Raw genomic sequence first — 25,172 nt, 5'->3', positions numbered from 1 at the left:
CCGGCGGTGTCCTCCACCCGGTAGCCTGCGGCGGCCATGCGTTCGCGCAGCTCGTCGGACAGGGCGAAATCCTTGGCGTCGCGCGCCTTCTGGCGGTCGGCCACCATGCCCTGCACCTCCGGGGGCAGCTCGCCCAGGGGCAGGGGCATGCGCGCCGTGTCCACGATGTCCAGAATCTCGTTGACGGCCATGAGCGCGTCCAGGCAGGCGCGGGCGGCCGCGCCGGTCAGCTCGCCCGAGGCGTCGAACCCGTTGACCTGCTTGACGAACTTGAACAGCGTCGGCCAAAAGCGGTGCAGGGAGAGGTCCTGGTCCAGGGCGGCCCGGAAACCGGCCTTGAGGTCGAAGACCGCCTGCTCCACCTCGGGGGAGACGTCCTCGCCGCGCGCGTCCAGGCGCAGGGTCAGGACGGCCGCGCCCTCCTGGACCCGGCGCCAGTTGCGCGCCCACATGGCCAGGTTGTCGTCCGAGGCGCAGAGCGGCTTGCGCCCGGCCACCGAGAGCATCCAGAAGCGGGCGGCGCGCCAGCCGCCCAGGGCCTCGGCCACGGCCGGAAGGTCGCGGTCCGCGCCGTCCGTGGCCTGCTGGCAGACCATCCAGGCCTGGAGCTCGCGCCCGGCGGCGGACCAGATGGCCCGCAGGTTCTCCAGGTGCGGGAAGCGGTGCTTCTCGCTGCCGATCATGACGTCGATGCGCGGCAGGCTGACCAGGGCCGTGGCCGCGTGCTGCAAGAACCAGCTCGGCCGGACGTTGCCCCACTGGGTCTCCAGCACCTCGCCCCGCTTGAGGTCGATGAGCGAGGCCCGCTTGAGCAGGGTGAAGTCCAGGGGGTTGTCCTTGACGTAGGCGTCCAGGTCCACGGTGCGGCCGCCCGAGACCTTGTCCATGTCCATGGCCCCGATCTCGCCGTACCGCTTGTCGCGGAAGACGTCGAAATAGACGCTGCGCAGCTTCTCGTAGGCCAGCCCCTTGCCGAGCAGCTTGCGGCAGAGGTCCAGGGCCGCCTCCTCGCCCTTGGAGGAGAGGGGAAATTCCACGTTCGCGGCCACGCCCATGGCGGCGGCGCGGGCCAGCACGGCCTCGCGCCGGCCGGCCGCGAATCCGGCCCGGTCCTCGCCCGTCTCGCGCGCGCCCGCCAGGGTGCGGTCGTCCATGTCCGTCAGGCCCACGGCGGCGCGGACGTCCACGCCGCGCGCGGCCAGGTGCCGCGTCAGCACGTCCAGGATGACCACGCGCCGCCAGGCGTCCAGGCCGTCCACGTTGTCCAGGCTCGGGCCCATGGTGTAGAGCCCCAGGCCCGCGCCTGTGCGCAGCCGCTTCTCGGCCCCGCTGGCCGTGTCGTAGAGGGCCACGGCCCCGTCGTCGCGCTGGCGGTACAGGTGGGTGGACAGGTAGCGCTCGCCGCTGTCCGGAAAGATGACCACGATCAGGCCGGAATTGATGCGCTCCGCAAGCTGCACCGCCCCGCCGAAGGCCGCGCCCGAGCTCATGCCCGCAAAGATGCCTTCCTCCCGCGCCAGGCGGCGGCAGTAGTCGAAGGCCACCTCGTCCTCCACGTGCAGAACCTCGTCGAGCTGGGTCTTGTCGTAGATGCCCGGCGGGTAGGACTCCAGCATGTTCTTGAGGCCCTGGATCTTGTGGCCCGCGTAAGGCTCCACGGCGGCCACGTGGACCTTGCCCATCTCGTGCAGCCGCCTGGCGATGCCCATGGCCGTGCCCGAGGTGCCGAGGGCCATGACGCAGTGGGTGACCGCGCCGCCGGTCTGGTTCCAGATTTCGAGCCCGGTGCCGTTGTAGTGGGCGTCGATGGAGGCCGGGTTGTTGTACTGGTCCATGAGCACGTACTTGTCCGGCTCCTCGCGGGCGTAGCGGTAGGCCTGCTCGATGGCCCCGTCCGTGGCCAGGTGGCCGGGGGTCAGTTCCAGCTCCGCGCCGTAGGCGGCCATTATCATCTTGCGCTCCTCGCTGGCCGTCTCGGGCATGAGCAGCTTGATGCGGTATCCCTTGATGGCCGCCACCATGGCCAGGCCCACGCCGGTGTTGCCGGAGGTGGCCTCGATGATGGTCTTCTCCGGGGTCAGCTCGCCCGACGCCTCGGCCGCCGCGATCATGGCCGAGGCCACGCGGTCCTTGATGGAGCCGCCCGGATTCTGGCACTCGATTTTCGCCAAAATCTTGACGTGCGGATTGGGATTCAGATGGCGAATCTCCACCAGCGGGGTGTCGCCGATGAGCTCAAGCAGGTCCTTATTCATGACATTATCCCTTAGATTTCGGATTGTAAGCCCCCCAGGGCCACCCAGCAGAGTAGGGCAAAACCGGGCCGCATGCAACTGGCACGCTACCTGCATTTTCACGTCGGGCGCACAGGCCCGCAACGAGAACCGACCGAAGCACAAGGACCATGGCATGACCGCGTATCCCTATCTCAAGGACAACATCGACTATCTCCAGTCCGTCAACCACCCGGTGTACCAGTGGCTGTCCGCCCAGCCCTTCGACCACGAGCGGCTCGCGCAAAGCGTCTTCATCAACGAGCGCGGCCTGCACGACTGGCGCATGGACACCGGCAAGGGCATGTTCGAGGCCATCCACCCGGCTGGCATCTACGCGGGCTGGCTCAAGGGTGAGAAACAGGACACCTCGGCCACCATCATCGTGGGGTCCAACCTGGGATACGGCATCAACCACGTCCTCTCCGGCACCCCGGACTCGCACAAGGTCATGGTCCTGGAGCCCCGGCCCGAAATGCTCCTGGCCTGCCTGGGCCAGACAGACTACCGCCCCTTCTTCAAGGCCAGGAAATTTCACCTCCTGCTTCCGGACGAGGACTACGTCTACGAGGTCATCCGCAACCTCGACCTCCAGTTCGTCTACGGCCAGATCCACCTCAAGAGCGACATCCCCAGCCAGCAGTTAGGGCCGGAATACGCCCGCTGGTCGAGCATCCTCAAGGGCAAGCTGGAGAACTTCTCCCTGGAGCTCTCCACCCTGCGCTACCGCCAGAACGTCATGGTGGAGAACGAGATCGGCAACTTCCGCCAGGCCATGGCCGACGGCAGCCTGAAGAGCCTTGAGGGCCGCGCGGGCGGCGTGGGCGGCGTCATCCTCGGCGCGGGCCCGAGCCTGGAGCGGTTCGTGCCCCAGCTCATGGCGCACCGCAGCCACGTCCTCTACACCTGCGGCCTCCAGACCGTGCCCGCGCTCCAGGCCCTGGGCCTGAAACCGCACTTCTGCGTGGCCATCGACTACGACAAGAGCCTGCTCAACCTCTTCGAGCGCCTCGACCCGGATTTCGTCAAGGACGTGCCGCTCATCTATTCCACCAAGATCAACCCCGAGGCCGTGCGGCGCTATGCCGGACCGACGCTCCCCCTGTGGACCGTGGGCGGCATGGGCACCTTCGTCATGAAGGACCGCGACCTGGTCCTGGACGCGGGCGGCAACGTCTCGGTGACCCTTTCGCGCCTGCTGCGCTGGTGCGGGGTGAGCCACCTGCTCATGGTCGGCCAGGACTACGCCTGGATCAACAACCAGTCCCACGCCAAGGGCCACCACAACCACTCCACGTCCATGCACCACCGCTCGTTCCACCAGACAACCAAGGACATGGACGGCAACGAGATCGTGACCACCATCCAGTACATGACCGCCAAACGCGAGCTGGAGGACGACCTGCGCCAGGTCCCCTTCCCGGTCTACAACCTCTACGGCGGCGGCGCTGTCATCGAGCGAACCACGCCCGTGGACATAGACGCCGCCCGCCGCCAGGGCGTCCTGGCCTCGGCCCCCGGCAGCGTGGACCGATTCATGGCCGACCTGATGCGCTGCCGCGGCCGGGCGACCCACCTGCGCTTCGAACCGCGCGGGCCCATGTGGTCCACCTCGCTGCGCAACGCGGAAAAGCGGCTGACCAAGCTCTTCCGCAACCTGAACGCCAACCAGGACGACATCCACAAGACCTTCCTCAACCTGGAGCTCTTCCTCAAGCAGGACCCGCTCTACCTGCCCTACCTCTTCAACGAGACCATCGACCTGGCCGGGCTGACCCGGGCCAAGAAGCGGTACGAGATGAAGGACCTGCCCGAATTCAAGCGCATCTCCCGCTGCGTGCTCAAAAAGGTGCGCGAGATCGACCGCAAGGTCTGCCTGGCCCAAGAGGCCGAACACGCCGTGGCCTGAGGCCGCGCCGAATCCTGAAACCGCACGGCCCGCGTTCCCGCCCGGAGACGCGGGCCGTCCGCCGTTTTGCGGACGGCTTGATATCCCGCGCGAAAAATGGAAGAGTGCCCGGCCATGGACGACACCAAACCGCACTTCGACCCCGACGGCACCCTGGTCATTCCCTTCGAGTGCTCGGACCACGCCTACAAGTACTGGAAGCAGGAGGGCAAACCCCTCACCGACATCCTGAAGGAACTCGGCACGGACGAGGCCACCTGGGCCCGGTACACCCACCTGCCCTTCCCCTCGGACAACGGCGACGGCTCCGGCGGAGGGGACGGCCCGGACGACGGCGCCGAGGGCTGATCGCCCGCGCCTTGCCCCCGCTCCCCGGATGGCCTACAACACCCCCATGCGCGCAACCCCGACCCTGCACTGGGCCCTGGTCTCCCTGCCCCTGCTCTGCGTCCTGGCCGCCCTCTGGCTGTGCTTCGGCACGGAACCGGCGGTGGAGGCGTACTTCCAGGCCCACGCCCAGGCCCATCCCGGCCTCTCCGCCGCCCTCAAGTTCGTCACGGACTGGTCCAACCCGGCCTGCTACGCGGGCTACGGCCTGGCCCTGCTCCTGGCCTGGCGGCGGGGCAACCGGGAGACCGTGCGCTTCATCCTGATCCTGCTCTTCGTGCAACTGGTCGTCTCGCTGGCGGCCGTGCACTTCATCAAATACACCATCGGCCGCCCCCGCCCCGGCCAGGGCTGGTATTTCGACCCCCTGACCACGCGGGGCAACTACCACTCCCTGCCCTCGGGCCACACCACCGAGATCATGGGCTGGACCCTGCCCCTGGCGCTGAGGCGCGGGCGGATCTGGCTTTCGGCCGCCATCGGGCTGGCCATCGGCCTGGTCGGCTTTTCCCGCGTCTACCTGGGGTGGCACCACCCGAGCGACGTTTTCTTCGGCTGGCTGCTCGGCAGCTTCGCCGGTTTCGCCACCCACGTCCTGGCCCAAACGGCCTGGTTCCGCAAGAGGGCCTGATTCATGAAGGATTTCGCCAACCGGCTTTGGCGCGCCCTGGAAAGCCACCCCTGGATCACCATGGTCCTGGGCGTCCTGGCCCAGACCTGGTTCACCCTGAACAACCGCGCCCTCTGGTTCTCGGACGAGGTGCGCTACGCCGACGCCTACCGCAACCTGGCCGAAAACGGGCACTGGATGGTCCTGGCCCTCAACGGCCAGGCCTACCCGGACAAGCCGCCGGTCTACTTCTGGTTCCTCTGGCTCATCGACAAGCTCACCCCGGCCGACCCGCCCGCCGTCTTCTTCCTGGGCGCGGCCCTGTCCGGCCTGATGCTCGTGGCCTCGGCCTTCGTCCTGGCGCGCACCCTCAAATTCGACCGGACCGTCTCCCTGGCCGCCGCGCTCCTGCTCCTGGCCAACTTCTTCCTGGCCGGGCTCTTCCACTACTCGCGCATGGACCTCATGTTCGCGGCCCTCATCGTGCTCAGCCACGCCTGCTTCTTCAAGGCCGCGCAGGATGACGCCAAGGGGCGCTGGCCGCTGTGGGGATTCCTCCTGGCCGGGGTCGCGACCCTGGTCAAGGGCCCGCTCGGCTTCCTCTTCCCGCTCGTCACCCTGGCCGCCTACCTGCTCTGGAAGGGCGAGGGGCGCAAGCTGTTCACCCGGGCCATGGGCCTCGGGCTCCTCGCCATGCTCGGCCTGCTCGCCCTCTGGGTCGCGGGCGTCATACTCGCCGTGGGCCCGGATGTCCTGATCCACACTGTGCTCGGCCACCAGATCCTGGAACGCGCCACCCACACCTTCCACCACCGCGAGCCGCTGCAATACTACTTCATCGCCCTGCCCCTGGCCTGGCTGCCCTGGACCCTCTTCCTCCTGGCCGCGCCCGTGGCCAGGACCCTCTCTCCCGCCCGGCTGGGCGACCTGTGGGGCGGCCGCCGCGAGGCCGGGCCCCGCGCCTTCCTCTGGCTCATGTTCCTGACCATCTTCGCCCTGCTCTCCAGCCTGAGCGGCAAGGTGCTGGTCTACATCCTGCCCATGTTCCCGCCCTTGGCCATCCTCACGGCCGACGCCCTGTTCCGCTCCGCGCCAGAACGCACGGCCCGGTTCTGGAAGGCCGTGGCCGGGCTCTGGCTGATCCTCGGCCTGGGGCTCCTCGCGGGCGGCGACTTCCTGCCCTTCCCGGTGCCGGTGCGCGGCCTCGGGCTCTCGGCCTGTCTGCTCGTCCTGGGCGGCGCGGCCATCCACGCCGCCTCCCGCCGGGGAAACCGGGCCGCGCTCCTGGCCTCGGTCCTGGCCCTGATCGTCTGGCTCTATCCCGTGGGCCTGCTCGTGGCCCCGTCCCTGGACAACGCCATGAGCCCCCGCCGCCAGGCCCTCATCATCGGCAAGTACGCCGACCAGGGCTACGCGCCCATGGCCTTCAAGATCTACTCCGGCATATTCACCTGGTACGCGGGCCACGACCTGGCCGAGACCGGCGACCCGGCCGAGCTCAAAGCGTGGCTGGACGAAACGGACAAGGCCGTGCTCTCCATCCGCCGCCGCCACTTCGACGAGTGGAAGGACCGGCCCGCCGGGCTGACCGTCATCGACGAACAGGACATCGCGGGCATGGACTACCTCATCGTGCTCAAGCAGTGACGCGCCCCCGGAAACGAGGCGCATCAAACAGTTAGACAAACTCTAGACGTTGCGCTATAGAGGTGGGGTGATGAAACCGGTGTTTCGCCATATCACGCCCCTGCGGCTGGCCGCCGCGCTGCTTGTCTGCGCGCTCTCCGGCTGCGCCCTCTACCCGGCCGTGCAGGTGGCGGGCGGGGCCATGACCGGCTACGACGCCGTGGTCATGGCCGACGACTACATCCCCCGCCAGTCCGTGGACGGCGGCTCGCTTCACGCCGTCCATGACCGCACCCTGGAACGGCGGCTGCGCGAGCGTCTGGCCCTGAACGGCCTGGGCGACATCACCGCCCACGTCATCGATTCCAACGCCTACCTGCTGGGCTGCATGGCCACCCGGAGCCGCGCCGACAACGCCGTGAAGACCGCCGTCTCCGTCACCGGCCTGCGCACCGTCACCGTGAAATTCTACCCCCTGCCCAGCGAGGACCAGAGGCTGGACGACCAGGCCCTCACCCACACCCTGACCGCGCGCCTGGCCGAAACCGACCGCCTCAAACGCGCCGACCTGCGCGTCCAGGTCATCGAGGGCAACGCCATCATCGTGGGCCGCGCCGACGACTACTCGCAAAAGACCGCCGCCATCGCCATCGCCCACGAAATCGGCGGCATCCGCGACGTGGTGGACTACATCCGCGTCCCCGCCCCCACCGGCCAGGCCGACGACGGCCGGCGACTCGCCGCCAACTAGCCCCCGGCCCATGGCCCTCGCCCCCCGTTCCCGCAGAGCGATTTTTCGTTGCCGAACCCAAAGCCGAAGCGGCTCCCCTCGCTCCTCACGGGAAGCGGCCACCGAAACGGCCTTGCCCCGCGCCGAACGACAGGAGGCCCGGAGACGGGTTGCGCCGACAATCATAACTGATTTTTAACCACTTCGCCGTTAAACCGTCTTGTCAACCCGGCTATATTCATTTTTTACGCTTAAGCGTCCGTCCCATCGACCGCCTGTGGAAAACTGCGCCACCGGTTGCATATTCCAAGCATTTATCCAAGCAGGACAGGCAAGTATGCAAATACCCCCCGGACAGCCAGTGGCGTCTTTTTTGGTTAATTCGTCCTTTCCGGGCATAATCTGGTTTGACCCCTACGGTTATATGTGCATAAAGTTTGATTTACCGTGCTATCTGGCGTAGCTATACGTGCCATTGGTAGCCACTCGACGGCGCACGGGCGGCAAACAGGGACCACTTCAACATCAAGCTGGATTGGATGCGCAACACTTCGAAAGCTCACAATTTATATCTGGGATTCTCGATCGGGCTCCTCATAGCGCTGGCTGTGGCGGTCTGGTACAGTTTCGATTTCATCACATCGCTCTACAAGACCTCCGTCCCCATCAACTCGGCCATCGTCGCCGTCATCTGGGGCAGCATCTGCATCGCGATGTGGTACATCATCTCTGCCTACCGGGACATCCAGGTGTTCGACCGGTTCACGGAATGGTGCCGCGACCCCGAGGCCGAAGGCTTCGACATCGAACGGGTGGAGACCGGCTTCCTGGGCGTGGTGCTGCGCCCCATCATCGGCTCCATCCGAAACAACGGCTCAGTGGTCGTCAGCTCCACCAGCGAGACCCGCTCCATGGTGGAGGGACTCGAACAGAGCATATCCTCCCGGTCCAAGCTGGTCTCCTTCCTGGGCGGCTTCCTGGTCCTGCTCGGCCTGCTCGGAACCTTCCTCGGCCTGACCATCACCCTGCAGTCCATGGGGATCATCCTCAACAAGCTGGCTGGCGGCCTGCAGCACGCCTCCAACGACTCCATCCTCCAGGTCATGGTCGAGCTCATCACGCGGCTCAAGGAGCCCATGGGCGGCATGGGCACCGCCTTCTCCACCTCGCTCTTCGGCCTGTCCGGCAGCGGCGTGGTCGGCGTCCTGGCCATGATCCTGAGCCGGATGCACGACCAGTTGAAATGGAACCTGGAGAACTGGCTGAGCGAGCAGGTGCGCCTTTCCAGCCAGGGCGCTCCGGACGACGGCCTCAATTTCCCCATGAACGGCGACCTGCCCGAACAGATGCGGGCCATCGCCCAGCAGCTCGCCGCCTCCCGCGAAGAGGCCGGCGCGGCCATGGCCGATTCCAACAAATTCCTGCTGGAAATGACCATCCAGCAGCAGCAGGCGGCGGAAATGTTCCGCTCCATGAAAGAGCTGGCCGCCGAAACCCAAAAGGGCATACTGCTCGGCAACGAACTGACGGGCCGCCTGGTCAAGGACAGCCGCCAACTGGTTTCGACGCTGCAAACGCTACTGGAACATGCGGAGAAGTGATCGCGGGAAGCGGCGCAGCAGCTTCACTCCCTCACGAGGCGCCCTGGTGCGGACGGCCTTGTCCTTCGGGCTCATCGGCCTGCTTTTCGCCTGTTGCCTTCCCTGCGCGCTGGCGGAGCAGCCCGTCGACGTCGGGGCCGTGGAGCGCCAGGCGGAATCCGACGTCCGGGCCGCCGAAGCCGAGCACGCCCCGGAGGCCGCGCCGTCCGGCTCGCTGACCGGCATCCCCACCGACGACGCCGGATACATCCAGGGAAACAAGATCGATTTTCTCAACGAGCCCCAGGAGATCGTTCCGTCTCCGGCCCCGTCCATTCCCCTGACCGGCGACGAAAAGCCGATGACGCTCAAGGAGGCCTGCCGCCTCGCCATCAGGAACCACCCCCGCATCGAGTCCTCCGACGCCGACCTGGACGAGGCCGAGGCCGATTACGGCATCGCCCGCAGCCAGTATTATCCCAAGGTCGACTGGGTGACCAAGGTCGGCCCCTCCCGCGAGTTGGACACCGGCGTGGTCGAATACGGCGACAGCGCCATCCTGATCACGCAGAAGCTGTTCAAGTTCGGCGGCATCCAGGACTCCGTGGCCAGCGCCCGGCTGCTTCTCCAGAGCGCAAGGCTCCAGTCCGCCCGGACGCGCGAGGACATCGCGGTCCTGGCCATCAACGCCTATCTCACGGTGCTCCAGTCGCAGGAGCTGGTCCGGGTCTACGAAGGGGCGCTGTCGTTCTACAAGAAGCTCCTGGAATCCTTCCGGGTCCGCTATGCGGGCGGCATCTCCTCCCTGGCCGACGCCCAGAAGGTGGAGGTCTCCCTGCGCGACGCCGAGGCCCAGGTGGTGCGGCAGAACGAGCAGTTCAGCACGTCCCGGAGCCTGCTGGAGAACATCATCGACACCCCGGTCGCCTCCGTGGAGCCCAACGTGAACCTGCTGCACGTGAGCATAGACGGCTCCATCGAGGAGTCCTACCAACGCGCCCTGGGCTCCAACCGGAAGCTCCAGGCCCTGGTCAAGCAGATCGACGCCCAGACCAAGAGCGTCAACGCCAGCGAGGCGGACTACTACCCCGAACTGGGCTACCGGCTCCAGCTCAAGAACGAATTCCAGCAGTTCAAGGCCGCGAACAAGTGCACCCAGACGGCCGAGGCCCAGCTGACCCTGGACTGGAACCTCTTCAACGGGTTTTCCACCACCAATGAAGTGACCAAGAAAAAGGCCGTGCTGCGCCGCCTCAAGGCGTCCACGCGCGGGGCCGAGCTGGAGATCAGAAACGTGCTTACCGACGCCATGAACTCCTATGCCTCGTCGGCCTCGGAATACAAGCTGGCCAAGGAGGCCTTCGACTCCAGCGTCAGCCTGATGAGCCTGTACCTCAGCGAATTCGACCTCGGCATCCGGACCCTGCTGGACCTGACCTCCGCCAGGGACGGACAGACGAACGCCGCCGTGCGGGAGGTGAACGCACGGTTCACGCGCATCCGCGCCGCCCTGAACATCCTCCTGGAGGAAGGCCGGCTGGAAAGCGTGCTGCAGTTGCCGCTGGAAAAGTAGACGGGTATCGCCGCCAACAAAAGGATGACATCGTGGCTGAAAAGAACGCTCCGGGCAGAGTAGAGGAAAGAACCGCCCCTTCGACCTCCTACACTGTGGCGGGCTCTCCCGACGACTACCGCTACGTCCTCCGGGGGGCCGACCTCGTGCTCATCGACCAGAACAACGTCGAGCACGTGTTCCTTTTCGTGGGCAACATCATGAGCCTCGACGGCCGGGTGGACATGACCTTCTCCAACGGTCAGACGCTCCACTCCGCGGACCTGTTCGAGAGGTCCGAGATGGTCGACGTCCAGCCCTTCTACGAGGAAGAGGTGGAGTGGGACGCCAAGAGCGACACCCCGGACGAGCAGGAGCAGCCGGAGCAGCAGCAGGAGGGCAACACCCCCGATCCCGACGGGCGGGACGAAGAGCAGGCGCCCCGGGCCGAGGACGTCCAGGCCGCCGAGACCCATAACCTGAAGCAGCAGTTGATGCAGGCGCTCCAGGAAAACGACAACACCAGCAAGCGGCTGGGCGACGACGTCGTCAACCGCAACATCTCGCCCGAGAACAACACCAACACCTCGGACAAGCAGGGCGGCGCGGACGACATCAAGCCGGAGCAGATCACGCCGACCCTGGCCCCGCCCCACATCGCCCTGACCGACGACACCAACTCGGGCTCCACCCTGGACTCCGTGACCAACGTCACCACGCCCCATTTCGTGGGCACGGCCGAGCCGGGATCGGACCTGACCCTGTACATCAACGACGCGGCCGTGGCCACGGGCAAGGCCTCGGCCGACGGCGACTTCCTCTTCCTGCTCGACCAGACCTACGCGGACGGCACGTACTCGGTCTACGTCCACTCCGCCGAATACGGGCTGGAGGCGCAGAGCAGCGTCATGACCCTGGAGATCGACACCCTGCCTCCGGCCCTGCCGTCCATCCAACTGGCGGCCGAGTACGACACCGGCGTCAGCGGGGCCGACAAGCTCACCAACGAAGCCCGGCCGCTGCTCCAGGGCTCGTACGGCGGCGACACCTCGGAGGCTGGCACAACCCTGACCATCGAGGCCCGCCAGCAGGGCTCCGACACCTTCCTGGCCATCGGCACCACCACCGTGCAGTCCGACGGGAGCTGGTCCTTCCGCCTGCCCGAGGGCGCGGAGCTGGCCGACGGCGCCTACGACTTCCAGCTCTCCGCCCAGGACGTGGCGGGCAACGCCACCGCCTCGGGCACTTCCGTGCTCGGCGGCGTGGAGATCGACACCACGGCCCCGCTCCTGGGCGCGTCCGTTAACCTGACCGTGGATTCCTTCAACCCCGCCATGAACGGCACCGACGCCGACTTCATCACCAGCGACAACCAGTTCGAGCTGAGCGGCACAGCCGACAACGACGCCACCGTGCGCGTCTACCTCGGCAACGTGCTCATCGGCACGACCACCCCGGCGGGCGGGGCCTGGACCTTCGCGGCCGGGGACTTCGACTTTCACTCCCTGAGCGTGCCCGGCAACAACGCCGTGCTTGCGGACGGCAACTACGACCTGACCGTCGTGGCCATCGACGACGCGGGCAACGAGAGCACCCGAATCGAGACCGCTCTGGTCATCGACTCCGCCATCGACGCCCCGACCCTCTCGATCGACGGCCTGATCGCGTCCTCGGACGGCGAGAACTACATCGGCGACGACAGCCCGGAATTCACCGTCGGCGGCGAGGCCTACTCCACGGGCACCTTCACCCTGACGGACGAATCCACCGGCCTGGCCGTGGCCGACCCGCTCCAGGTGCGCTGGGACCCGGACACCGACTCCTACACCTTCACCTCGCCCAGCACCCTGGCCGACGGCGCCTATCTGGCGACCTTCACCAACATGGACGCCGCCGGCAACCAGAGCACGACCACCCTCGAATTCATCGTGGACACCTCGCGGCCGCCCAGCCCGGTCCTGTCGGTGACGGACACGGGCTCGACCCAGAGCCCGGCCGACCCCGTCACCAACAACCCGGCCCTGACCGTCTCCTTCGCCGCCGGGGCCAACACCGCGAACATCCAGGAGGTGCGGGTCTACCTCGACGGCGACAACCCGCCGGACCTGGACAACGACACCTACTACCTGGCCACCAAACAGGGCGACGCCTGGGTCCTCGCCCCCCAGTTCAACGCGGAGCTGCGGGCGGCCCTCAACGCCGGATACGACGGGACCACGGAGGACTACGCGTACACCGTGGTCGTCGTGAACCGGGCCGGGGCCACGGACAAGGCGTCCGGCGAGGCCTACGAAAGCACGACCTTCATCTACGACACCACCCCCCCGGAGCTGGCGGACATCGAGCTGGCCACGGACGACAACAACCCGAGCTTCGACGGCTCGCCCGACGACTACAAGGTCGAGCCGAGCGACGCGTCCCTGTCCGACGACGACCGCGCCGTGGTGGACACCGTGGGCGACCCCATATACGTGGTCCCGGTCAACCCGACCTTCGGCGGCTCGTGCGAGGCGGGGTGCAGCGTCACCGTCATCCTCGGCGACGACGCGGACACGGACCCGACCCAGACCCTGAACACCTCCTCGGGCTCGTGGAGCATCCGCTTCGGCGACAACGCCCAAAGCGAGACCTTCGCCCTGACCAAGGGCGAGATGAACAAGGTGACCATCCTGTCCACGGACAAGGCGGGCAACGTCACCGAGGAGGTCCTCTACATCAAGGTCGCGGGCGATCCCCCGGCGGCCCCCAGCGTGGACCTCTCCGACGCCTACAACACCGGCAGCGTCAACGACGACGTCACCCGGGGCGCGGACGGAACCGACCCCGGCGACGCCACCGACCGCGACGGCCTGATCCGCATCCACGGCAACGCGCCGGGCGCGTCCTACGTGGTCATCACCTACGTGGACGAAAACGGCGTCACCCAGACCGTGCGGACCGATACGGGGAGCGAACGGATCGCCGTGCGGGACGGCCTCTGGGAGTCCCCGGAAGTGCTGCTGACCGACACCGCCGACACCGCCCACCTGGGCTCCGGCTACACCTTTTCCGTGACCGCCTACGACGCGGCCAACCAGCCCTCGGCCGCGACCAGCTACACGGCCACCATCGACCGCTCCACCACCACGCCCACCATCGACCTGGTCTCCGACTCCAGCGGGCCCGCGTCGGGCTACCCGACCCTGGACTACGGCGCGCGCTCCGGCACTGCCGACGACCGGACGAGCCTTGCCGTGGAGAACAACGTCCTGACCCTCAAGGGGGCCAACGCGGAGGACGGGTCCACGGTCTGGCTGGTGCACACCTACAACGGCGTCACCCAGGCGCTCTCGTTCGACGAGTACAAGGACACCGTGCTGGAACAGGGCGCGGAGACCGGCACATGGTCCATCGCCCTGGACTCCGCGGACGCGCGCATCCTGAACATCGGCCTGGACGGCGCGCACACCTTCGTGGTCCGGACCATGGACAAGGCCGGGAACGTGGCCGACAGCGCGCCGCTCACCGTGGACTTCGACTCCACCGCCCCCGCGTTGGGCGGGACGGCCCTGGACGCGGCGAACAACACGGCCATGGACCAGCGGTTCGTGGACGCCAACGCCTCCCTGGCCGCCCTGAACGAGCAGTACGCCGAGGACGCCGTCACCCGCAGCCCGGACTTCACCCTGACCGGCTCCCTGGACGCCGAGGCCACGGACGAGGCGGACAACGTGGCCGTGCGCGTCTTCCAGGGCGCGTTCCAGATCGGCGTGGCCGACGTCTCCACCGACGGCGACGGCAACGTCACCTGGTCCTACGACTTCTCCTCCGGCCTGGCCCCGGGCGGCAGCCAGGACTACACCTTCCACGTGGAGGTCACGGACCGGGCCGGAAACACCACCGTGGGCGACGACTTCACCGTCACCGTGGACCGAACCCCGCCCGTCATCTCGGGCTTCGAGCTCCTGGACGCCACCGACAGCTTCTACGACGCGGCCGACCCGGCGGACGACCTGGGCTCCAACACGGACAACTACACCCGCTCGTCCACCCTGACCCTGGCGGGCTCCTCGGCGGTCTCGGCCCCGGTGCTCCTGGAATATTCGACGGACGGCGGCGCGACCTACGCCAGCCTCTTCGCCATCCCCAACGGCTCCTCGGCCTCAAGCGGGGCCAACTGGACCCAGGACGGCGGCGGCCACTGGACCTACACCGTCAGCGTGGACGACCTGCGCTCCGGCCTGGGCGCCGCGGCCACGGAGTCGGTCCTGTTCCGGGCCACGGCCTCGGACCTGGCGGGCAACGAGACCGCGAGCGTCTTCTCGGTGTCGGTGGACCGCCATGCGCCCACGGGCACGACCGTCGGACTGGACGCGGGCTCGGACTCCATGGACGCCATCAGCGGCCAGGCCGGGGAAGCGGCCATCGGCTCCGCCTCGGACGGCCGGACCAATGCGGACACCATCACCCTGAAGGGCGCGGCCGAGGCCGGGGCCCGGGTGGAAATCTACCGGGTCGACCCCGGCTCGGACTACAGCGAGGCCCACCCCGGCACGCTGCTGGACGTGGTCACCGCCAACGCCGCCACCGGCGCGTGGAGCCTGGCCCACACCTTAGACACCGACCCGGCGGGCGGCGTGGATGCGGACGGCGAATACGAGTTCGTGGCCGTGACCGTGGACAAGGCGGGCAACCGCGGCGCGGCCGTCATCGAGACCGTGCACCGCGACACCGTGGTGGACGTGGTCCCCACCCTGGCGCTGAACGACGAGAGCCACACCAACGCCGCCAACCCGGCGGACGCGGGCGGCGCGGCGGACAATCCCCTGGTCACGGCGGGCACGGTCCGCCTGGACGGCGACGGTCACGCCTACATCGACAAATCCTCCATCACCCTGGAGGGCGTGCTGACCGGCTACGACGCCTCGGCCGAACCCGTGGCCGCCTACGTCTACCAGAACGGCGCGCTGGCGGGCCAGGCGACCATCACGGGCGACGCCTGGAGCTTCGACGTCACCACCCTGGCCGACGGCGCGAGCTACGCCTTCACCCTGGTGGTCGAGGACAGCGCGGGCAACACCACCCGGACCGCGCCCCTGTACGTCGAGATCGACGCCAGCACGGCCGCGCCCGGCCTGGACCTCGTCGACGCGGACGACACCTCGGGCTCGTACTTCCATTCCGGCGCGGCCGATCCCTCGGCCGGGACGGAGGACAACGTCACCGCCACCGACCGGACCCAGACCGGCCTGGCCGATCCGGACAACGCCTTCACCCTCCAGGGAACCGTGGCCGAGGCGGGCAGCACGATCACGCTGTACGTGGCCCGAGCCCTGGGCGACGGCGTCTATTCCGACTACGAGGCGGTCACCGGCGCGGTGGTCCAACCCGCCGCCGACGGCACCGCCTGGAGCTGCACCGTGCTCGACGCCGACCTGTCGGCGGGCGACGGGACCTATCGCTTCAAGGCCGTGGCCACGGACCTTTCCGGCAACACCAACGAGGACACCCTGGACATCGTGGTCGACAACCAGGCCCCCTCGCTGCTGCACAACTACGAGCTCTGGCTGGACAACGACAGCGGGGCCCAGGACCGCAAGACCAACACGGACACCCTGGAGCTGCACGGCCGCCTGAGCGACACCTCGGACCGCGACATCGCGCTTTACGTCCGCGAGGACGGCGGCGAGGCCATCCGGGTGACCGACATCAACTGGACCACCGGCGAGTGGAGCCTGGAATACGCCGGGCCCGGCGGGGCCAGCCTGCCCGAGGGCGGCTACTCCTTCGTGCTCTACGCCGAGGACCGGGCGGGCAACCTGACCACCTACCCCGCCGCCGGCAGCTTCGACGTGCTGGTCGACCGCACCCTCGACCGGCCGACCATCGCCCTGTCCGGGGACGCCAACACCTACGGCGGCCCGGCCCGGGTGGACGTGAACAACGACGGCCAGCCCGACGGGGCCAGCGACGACTACACCGGATTCGCGGCGGCCAACGGCACCGACATCCACCTGGACATCACCGCCGATCCCGACGCCGCCGTCTCGGTCTACGTCAAGAACCCCGCCTCCGGGAGCCAGGCCGTTGACCTCGACACCCTGGGCGACCCCGGCAGCGGCTACGACCTGGTTCAGGCCGGGATTCGGTACAACTCGGCCGAGGGCAAATGGGACGTCTTCGTCTTCGACGGCTCGGGCTACCAGGACCAGACCAGCGCAGTGACCCTGGTGGTGGTGGCCGACGACGGCAGCCAGTCAGAGTACGGCACCTATACCTTCACCCTGGACGACGAACCCCCGTCCGTGACGCCCGGCAACGGCATCGACTGGGAGCCGACCAGCGCCACGGCCACGCACATCACGGACGGCGCCGTGGTGGAGAACGCCACCAACGGCAAGAGCCTGACCCTGTCGGGCGAAATCTCCGGCGAGGGGGGCGACGCCGTCACCGTCGAGATCTTCGACGCCACCAAGTCCACCCTGGACGGCGGCTTCGGGGCCCGGGTCTCCCTGGGCATGGCCACCGTCAACAACGCGGGCGAGTGGACGTTCCAGGCCGGTTCCAGCGCCAGCCCGCTCACCGAGGCCTACCATCTCTTCACCGCGCGCATCGAGGACAGCGCGGGCAACGTCACCGAGGTCGCCCTGGACGAAATCCTGGTCGACCGCTCCACGCCGTCCGCCCCGGCGCTGGCCATGACCGGGACCGAGGACACGGACTACACCGACGGCGTGCCCGCCGACGGCTACTACCTGGACGACCGGGGCACCCCCTCGGGCCTGGACGACATCCGATACAACGACAACAACCAGCCCCAATTCCGGCTGACCGGGCTGGAAACCCTGCCGGGCTCGGTGCTGACCATCGTCGTGGACGGCGGCGCGCCCCAGGAAATCGCCGTCACCGACGCGAGCCGCAACTTCATCCCGCCGATCCTGGCCAACGGGGCGCACTCCGTCGCGGCCTACGTCACCGACGCGGCGGGCAACGAGTCGGCCCACGCCGTCCTCAACTTCGTGGTGGACACCGTGGCCCCGGCCATCGACCAGGTCATCCTGGAGCCGGACTCCAACACCGGCGGGGCCGACGACGCCGCGGCCCCGGTGACCAGGGCCGAACATCCCGAAATCTCCGGCGCGTCCGAGGCCAAGGCCGCCATCACCGTGGAGCTGCGGGACGACAAGGGCACCGCCGACACCGCCGACGACACCGTGTACATGGCCGAGACCCTGGCCGGGGACGACGGCGCGTGGAGCGTGACCGTCCCCTCGGGCACGGCCATCGAGGAAGGGAACTACGACGTCACGGTCACGGCCGTCGACCGGGCGGGCAACACCTCCGTGGAGGAGGACGTCCTGTCCTTCGAGGTTAACCGAGAGGTCTCCCTCACCCCCGGCTCGTTCCAAATGGTGGAGAACGCCGTCAACGACACCGGGTTCTCCGACAGCGACCACTACACGGCCAACACCGGCCCCAGTTTTTCCTGGGTGGCCCAGGAGGAGGTGACCGCCCGGTTCGTGATCTACAAGAACGGCATCGCCTCGCCCATCCGGACCATCGTCGCGGACGCGGCCGACCTGACCACCACCGGCGGCGTGACCACCTGGACCCCGTCGAACCTGGACCTTGCGGACGGCGCCTACACCATCAAGGCGATCTTCACCGACACCGAGGCGGGCAACGAGACCGCCTTGAACGACAACACCGCCACCTTCACGGTGGACACCACGTCCACGGCGCTCAGCGCCGACCTGGCGTCGGACTCCGGCGTCCAGGACGACTGGGTGACCAATCCCGAGGTGGCGGGCGACGCCGAAACCGTGACCATCACCGGCTCCGCACCTTCGGGCTCCAGCCCGGCCACCGAGGTGCGCGTACAGGTCTACGCCCTGGGCGCGGACGACTCGCGCACCCTGCTCGCCCCCAGCGGCTCCGCGGACGGCTACGTGGTCACCGGCGCGGACGGGGCCTGGAGCTACACCATCGACGCCGACGCCTTCTCCGTGGGCGAAAACGAGCTGGTCATCGTCTCCACCGACCTGGCGGGCAACACCACCGAGATCGGGCGGACCCTCACCATCGACGTGGACGCCACGCCCGGCACCGTGGTCCTGGACGCCGCGTCCAACTCCGGCGTCTACGCGGCCGACGGCGACTTCATCGACAACCGGACCAACGACACCGAGCCGACCCTGACGGGCGCCGCCGAGCCCAACTCCACCGTGGACCTCTGGCTGGGCGACCCGGACGCCGGGGGCACGCTCATCGGCAGCGACATCCCCGCCGACGCCAACGGCAAATGGTCCTTCGACGTGGGCGACTGGGGCACGCTCGCCGACACCTCCGCCGACCTGAACGGCACGTCCTACACCTTCACGGCCCGGGTCACGGACCGGGCGGGCAACGTGGCCGACGCCACCGGCACCGTGGTCATCGACGCCCAGGCCCCGGACGTGAGCGAGTCATACGGCCGGATTCTCCCGACCCCGGTCACCGTGGGGTCGCAGACCGTCTACTCCGACACCGGCCTGGACCACACCGACGGCTACACCTCGGACACCACGCCAACCCTGATCGGCGAGGTGGCCGAGAGCCACTCCCGCGTGGACGTCTACGTCACCTATCCCGGCGACGCCGACCCCACCTTCATCGGCACCACCAAGGCGGACGCCAACGGCAACTGGCAGCTCGAATTCCCGAATACAGCCGCCCCCCTGACCGGCTCGGTCCTGGGCGCCGACCACCAGGTCAGCGTCAGGACCTGGGACGACGCCGGGAACGAATCCGGCTTCTCCGCCGCCCGGACCATCACCATCGACACCTCCGTGGGCAACCCGGACGCCGGACTCGCCGACGGCGAGGTGGCGCGCATCCGGTTCAGCGCGGACTTCGACGCGGCCAACCCGCCCAGCGGGGAATCGGACCCGGTCCACTACGACCCGGCCGACGGCACGCTCAAGACCAACCTGACCACGCCCTCCTTCGACATCACCCTGGAGCCGGACTGCGACACGGCCACCCTGACCCTGATCCGCCTGGGCGAAGACGGGAACCCGGTGGAAAATCCCGTGGCCGACACGGACATCTTCGTCATCAACCTCGGGCCCGAACACGCGGACAACCCCCCGGCGGACGGCCTGTGGACCAACGTGGCCTTCACCACCTCGGACGGCCAGGACGTCAACATCAACGGCGACTGGCTGCTGACCCTGACCGGCACGGACAAGGCCGGGAACGAATTCACCCTGGAAGGCGGCCAGGCCCTGACCGTCAACGGCATCCCGCCCGAGTTCACCCTGGAGATCGTGGAGGACCGGGCGGGCGTGGAAGGCCACGGCCTCTTCGCGGGCGACGACATCGTCAACGCCGCCGGCGTGCACTTCTCCGGCACCTTCGGCGACGACGTGGACTGGCGGGAGATATCCAGCGTGAGCATCATCCGCGCCGTGGACAGCGCCGTGGTCAACACCCTGGACGGGGACGACATCACCGGCCCGACCTGGACCATGGAGGCCACCTCCGTGGTCGACGGCGGCTCCACCAGCTACTCCTACTTCGTCAAGGCCGTGGACAACTTCGGCAACGAGTTCTGGTACCCGTCCGCGGGCGAGCCCCTGACCTACACCGTGGACCGCAACGCCCCCATGCTCAACGAGGGCTCCGTGGACCTGACGGCCGACGACGACACGGCGGGCCTGTTCCGGGCCACGGACGGCGACAACGCCACGGCAGAGACCGAGCCGCGCATCACCTTCGGCAGCGAGGCGAACGCCAAGATCGAGCTGCTCATCGACGGCCAGGTCAAATTCACGGCCATGCCGCCCGACCCGTCCGACGACGGGGCCGGGTACACCTTCGCCCTGGACGGCGGCGACCTGGAGAGCGGACTGCCCGCCGGGATCGCATACAACGCCGCCACCAACCGCTACACTTACACCTGCGACACCCTGGCCGAGGGCGACTACGTCTTCACCCTGCGCTCCACGGACCTGGCGGGCAACGTCAGCACCCGCGACCTGACCGTCACCGTGGACCGGACCTACGACAACGCGAACCTGACCGCCGACCTGTCCAGCACGTCCGACCAGGGCAGCTTCGGCGACCATGTGGTGGCCCACGACGACAACCTGTCCAACGACGAATACCCGGAGCTGACCGGCAGCGCCGAGGCGGGCAGCGCCGTGCGCATCTACCTGCGGCGGTTCGACACCCGGGCCGAGGCCGAGACTGACGCGACCTTCACCGTGACCGGCGACGACTGGTACGACGACACCCCGCACCACGAGATAGTCCTGGGCGACGGCGAGACCTCCTGGAGCTGGGACGCCGCCGACCCCGCCTCGGGCGCCGAGCTGGCCGACGGCTACTACAAGGTCATCGTGGCCTCCGAGGACCAGGCGGGCAACATGCCCGATCCCGAGGTCTTCGTCTTCGGCAAGGACACCGACGCGCCGAGCGAGGCCGACGACGCGGCGCCCCTGACCTTCCACCTCCAGGACCAGTTCGAGGGCGACGGCCTGAACGAGGGCTCGGCCACGGACGGCGAGGTCCGGCTGGGCGATGTCCTGGACGCGGACGGCGACCGGATATGGGTCACCACCAACTGGATGCCGACCATCGGCGGCACCGCCGAATACGGCTCGCGGGTCAGCATCACCCTGCGCATCGACGGCGACCTGGACGGCGCGCTGGACGATCCCACAGCCGTGTACAAGCAACTGACCATCGACGTGACCGACCCCTCCGGGGCGTGGTCCTTCGACTTCTCGGGCGAGGAGACCGGCGCGGGGCGGCTGGCCGACGGCGTCTACACGGCCACGGTCACCTGCACCGACCCGGCGGGCAACGCCACCACCCTCAGCCCGTCGCCGCAGTTCCAGATCAGCTCCATCCCGCCCAGCCCGCCCACCATCCGGCTGGACCAGGCGGACGACACCTACAACAGCGAGACGTCCAACGACGGAGTCACCAAGCAGAACACCGGGCTGACCCTCACGGGCACCGCCGAGGCCGGGGCCGTGGTCCGCATCTACAGCTCCGAGGCCATGGCCGACACCTACGGCCTCATCACCGCCGACTACCTGGCGGCCCACCTCCTGGCCACGGTCACGGCCAACGCTTCGGGCGAGTGGAGCTACGAGCTGCCCACCGACTTCGAGGCGGACAACCAGGACTCGGACGTGGTGGAGGACGGCGCCTACCGATTCTTCGTGGCCAGCGACTACTTCAACGGCAACACCTATTATTCCATCCAGGAAACCAACGACAAGGGCCAGGCGGTCATCAACAGCGACGGCACGCCCGTGCTGGCGGCCCCGGTAGAGGTCGACGACGGCGTCTACACCTACCCGGACTACGTCATGGAGGTGGATACCGAGCTGAAGGACCCGACCTTCGAGCTGGGGCTGATCCTGGACACCACGTCCGGCGGCACGGAGGAGGAGCGGCGGTCCAACAGCAGCCGCATGGACTCCGGCATCGACAACGAATGGCGCACCCCCGAGGAGGTCGCCGCCGGGGTCTACCTCGGCCAGGCCGACGACTTCTGGGAGACCCCGGAGGACCTGGCCGGCCATGGCACCTACGACGACTGGATCGTCAAGACCAGCGGACCGACCATCGAGGGCGACGTCGAGGCGGGCAGCATCGTCTACGTGCAGCGCTACATGGCCGCCGACTTCACCGACGACGGGCTGGACAACCCCGTGGACCAGTGGGTCACAGTGGGCATCGTGGACCGGAACTCCACGGCCGAGGGCACCTGGCGCTTCGTGTTCCCGGCCGAGTACGAGAACGCCGAGTACCTGGTGCGCATCCACGTGGTGGACAAGGCGGGCAATGAATACACCAGCCCGGAAAAGACCATCGTCATCGACGCGGCCATCCGGGACACCGTCCTCGACCTGCCCGATGACCAGGACACCGCCCTGCACTGGGCGGGCGTGGCCCTGGGCACGGACTGGGACGACATCGCGGCCACCGCCACCCTGGAGGGGCTGGATTACGTCCAGAAGAGGCACCTGCCCTCGACCTTCGAGTCCGGCGTCGGCGACGACCTGACCGTGGAGAACAACCTGCTCCTGCACGGCCAGGTCGAGGCAGGATCGCGCATGTACCTGACCGACACCCGCCAGGGCGTCACCGTGAGCATCACCCCGGTGCTGATTGTGGACCCGGCCCAGGCCCTGGGCGACGACACGGCCACCGAGGCCTACTACGTCAAGGTGGACGACGCGGGCGACGTGGGCGCCTGGACCTGGATGAGCGCCGACGACTTCACGGCGACCTACGGCGCGGACTACGCGGGCGTATATTTCCACATCCGGGACGACGGGACCTGGGACTACCGGACCGGCGAACTGGCTGACGTGAAGCACGCCTACACCATCGAGAACATCGACCTGGCGGGCAACCGGGCCGTGACCACGCCCCTGTCCGTGACCATCGACCACGACTTCTCGAACGCGGGCATCGCCCTGAGCATGTCCAGCGACACCGGCCCGTTCGGCAACAACGACCCTGCCTACGACGACCGCATCACCAGCGACGGCACGCCCTCCTTCCGGCTCTATGGCGACAGCGGGGCCACCTACCTGGTCTACGCCTTCCACGTGGACGCGGACGGCAACGTGACCGACAACATCAACGCCGACGGCTCGCCCGTGGCCACCGGCGTGTACGGCGAGGGCTCGGACACCTACGTGGAGATTCCCCTGGCCGACGGCGGCTACCAGCTTCGCCTGGTCAACATCTCCGAGTCCGGCCACGTCAGCGAGGCCATCTATCCGCCCACCGAGGCCGACGGCACCTACGTGACCGACGCCGACTGGGACGTGGGTTCCTCCACGCACCCGCTGGTCATCGACACCTTGGACCCGGTCATCCCGGACCGGGCCGCCCTGGAGGCCACCCCGGGCTACTACGTCCACGTCAAGGACGAGGACCCGGCCGATCCGGCCAACGCCTGGACCGAGGAGGTCACCGTGGGCGGGCGCGTGCTGCCCGTCATCATCTCGGGCGACGCCACGGACGTGGACGGCACCGGCGTCCTCTCCGCCGACCTTATCACCACGGACAGCACCCCGATCATCCAGATATTGGTGGAGCCGGGCACCATGATAGCGGTCAGCGGCATGGGCTACGCCTCCTACCTGACCGACAGCGACAACGACGGCGTCATCACACTGAACCCGTCAAGCGAGCGCAACGACGGCAATCCCTACGTTAACGGCACCTACGACCTGACCGTCCGTTTCGGCGACATCGCGGGCAACGTCTCCGACCCGAACCCCATCACCTTCAGCGTCACCATCGACTCGGCGGGCCCGGGCTCGGGCATCGGGCTGGACACCCCGTCGGACACCGGCACGTCCACCGTGGACAACCTGACCAGGGACACCACCCCGACCCTGAGCGGCACGGTGTCCACCGACGCCATCCGCTACGAGATCCACATCGGCGGCCTGACCATCGAGCGCCACATCGGCGACGCCGACTTCGGCGTCCTTTCCGACGGCCACTACGCCTGGACCTACACCCCCACCGAAGCCCTGGCCAACGGCGAATACGCCGTCTCCATCTCCGCCTGGGACCGGGCCGGCAACAGCTCCGGCGGCAGCCTGAGCGCCTACCAAACCGACGACCCGAACACGGTGACGGGCAACGTCCCGCTCATCATTCACGACACCGACCAGTTGCCCCTGTACGCCAACTGCGAGATCAACCGGTCCGGGACCCGCATCTACCTGGACATCGACTATTCGGTCAGCGACGCCTACAACAACGACGGCAACGCCTACGCCGGTACGAACGAGCTGCGCTTCACCTACCACTACACGGACGGGACCTCGTCCTCCGAGGTGGTGGAGATGCAACTGGGCGAGAGCGACTACTCCAACTCCCTGCGCACGGACGACAACTACGCTTCCATCGACTTCCAACTGGTGGACAGCGCGGGCAACGCCTCCGCCGTCGGCCACGTGGACATCAGCGCGGGCCCGGACGGCGACGGCGTCTACCACATCGACAACATCACCGGCGACCTGGACGACATCCCGGAGACCGTGGGCGTGGACTTCGACCTCGGCGGCGGCCTGGAGGACGACAACCTGACCGACGCCCTGACCGTGGACGACGTGGATATCGTCCGGGCGACCGTCAGCGGCGACCTGGACGGCGACGGCGCCGCGGAATCCGCCACCGTGGACGCCACGGTGAACAACGACGGCAGTTGGGCCCTGCACTTCACCAAGGAGCTGGCGGTGGGCGACTACCACCTGAACCTGACCGGCCTGTCCGCCGACGGGTGCGCGGTCACCCTGGCGTCCACCGTGGACCTCGGCTACGACTTCAGGGTCCTGGCCGAAAGCATGCTGGCCGACCCGGGCGACTCCCAGGTCCTGTTCAACGAAGCGGCGGAGAACGCCGAGCCCGCCGGGGCGGACGTTCCGGACCCCGGCGCCGTGGACACCGTGACCATCGACGCCCCCCACGTGGTCATCGAGGAGCACGTGCTGTAGCGCG

9 protein-coding genes are annotated in these 25,172 nt (G+C 68.1%); 8 read left to right on the top strand and 1 reads right to left on the bottom strand.

The genetic code is table 11. From position 1 onward, the window contains the following. Positions 1-2,255, bottom strand: a 2,255-nt coding sequence (locus tag PHP91_RS10040) for a cysteine synthase (protein ID WP_300140094.1), incomplete at its 3' end; no start/stop codon positions are given. A 154-nt stretch (positions 2,256-2,409) separates the two neighbouring features. On the opposite strand from PHP91_RS10040, the gene PHP91_RS10035 reads away from it, so the two are divergent. From PHP91_RS10035 to PHP91_RS10000, 8 genes are all read left to right on the top strand, one after another. Next, complete coding sequence (locus PHP91_RS10035) at positions 2,410-4,182, top strand: 6-hydroxymethylpterin diphosphokinase MptE-like protein (protein ID WP_300140092.1); 1,773 nt, start codon at positions 2,410-2,412, stop codon at positions 4,180-4,182. 114 nt (positions 4,183-4,296) lie between these two features. After that, positions 4,297-4,530, top strand: a complete 234-nt coding sequence (locus PHP91_RS10030) for a hypothetical protein (protein WP_300140090.1) — start codon at positions 4,297-4,299, stop codon at positions 4,528-4,530. 28 nt (positions 4,531-4,558) lie between these two features. Next, positions 4,559-5,200, top strand: a complete 642-nt coding sequence (locus tag PHP91_RS10025; protein WP_300140088.1) for a phosphatase PAP2 family protein — start codon at positions 4,559-4,561, stop codon at positions 5,198-5,200. Between the two features lie 3 nt (positions 5,201-5,203). Further along, positions 5,204-6,826, top strand: coding sequence for a glycosyltransferase family 39 protein (locus tag PHP91_RS10020; protein WP_300140086.1), 1,623 nt, complete (start codon positions 5,204-5,206; stop codon positions 6,824-6,826). A 70-nt stretch (positions 6,827-6,896) separates the two neighbouring features. Further along, positions 6,897-7,556 carry a BON domain-containing protein gene (locus PHP91_RS10015; RefSeq protein WP_300140084.1) on the top strand — a complete coding sequence of 220 codons (660 nt, stop codon included), beginning with the start codon at positions 6,897-6,899 and terminating at the stop codon, positions 7,554-7,556. Between the two features lie 587 nt (positions 7,557-8,143). Then, on the top strand, positions 8,144-9,136 hold the full coding sequence (locus PHP91_RS10010) for a hypothetical protein (RefSeq protein WP_300140082.1): 993 nt from the start codon (positions 8,144-8,146) through the stop codon (positions 9,134-9,136). A 46-nt stretch (positions 9,137-9,182) separates the two neighbouring features. Beyond that, positions 9,183-10,688 (top strand): TolC family protein, encoded by a 1,506-nt coding sequence (locus PHP91_RS10005; RefSeq protein WP_300140080.1) that lies wholly within the window; start codon positions 9,183-9,185, stop codon positions 10,686-10,688. 32 nt (positions 10,689-10,720) lie between these two features. Beyond that, positions 10,721-25,168 (top strand): Ig-like domain-containing protein, encoded by a 14,448-nt coding sequence (locus tag PHP91_RS10000; protein WP_300140078.1) that lies wholly within the window; start codon positions 10,721-10,723, stop codon positions 25,166-25,168. The last annotated feature ends 4 nt before the right edge of the window (positions 25,169-25,172 follow it).

This window comes from Pseudodesulfovibrio sp. (assembly GCF_028692895.1).
GTDB lineage: Bacteria > Desulfobacterota > Desulfovibrionia > Desulfovibrionales > Desulfovibrionaceae > Pseudodesulfovibrio.
This window is presented reverse-complemented; position numbering and strand designations above follow the sequence as displayed.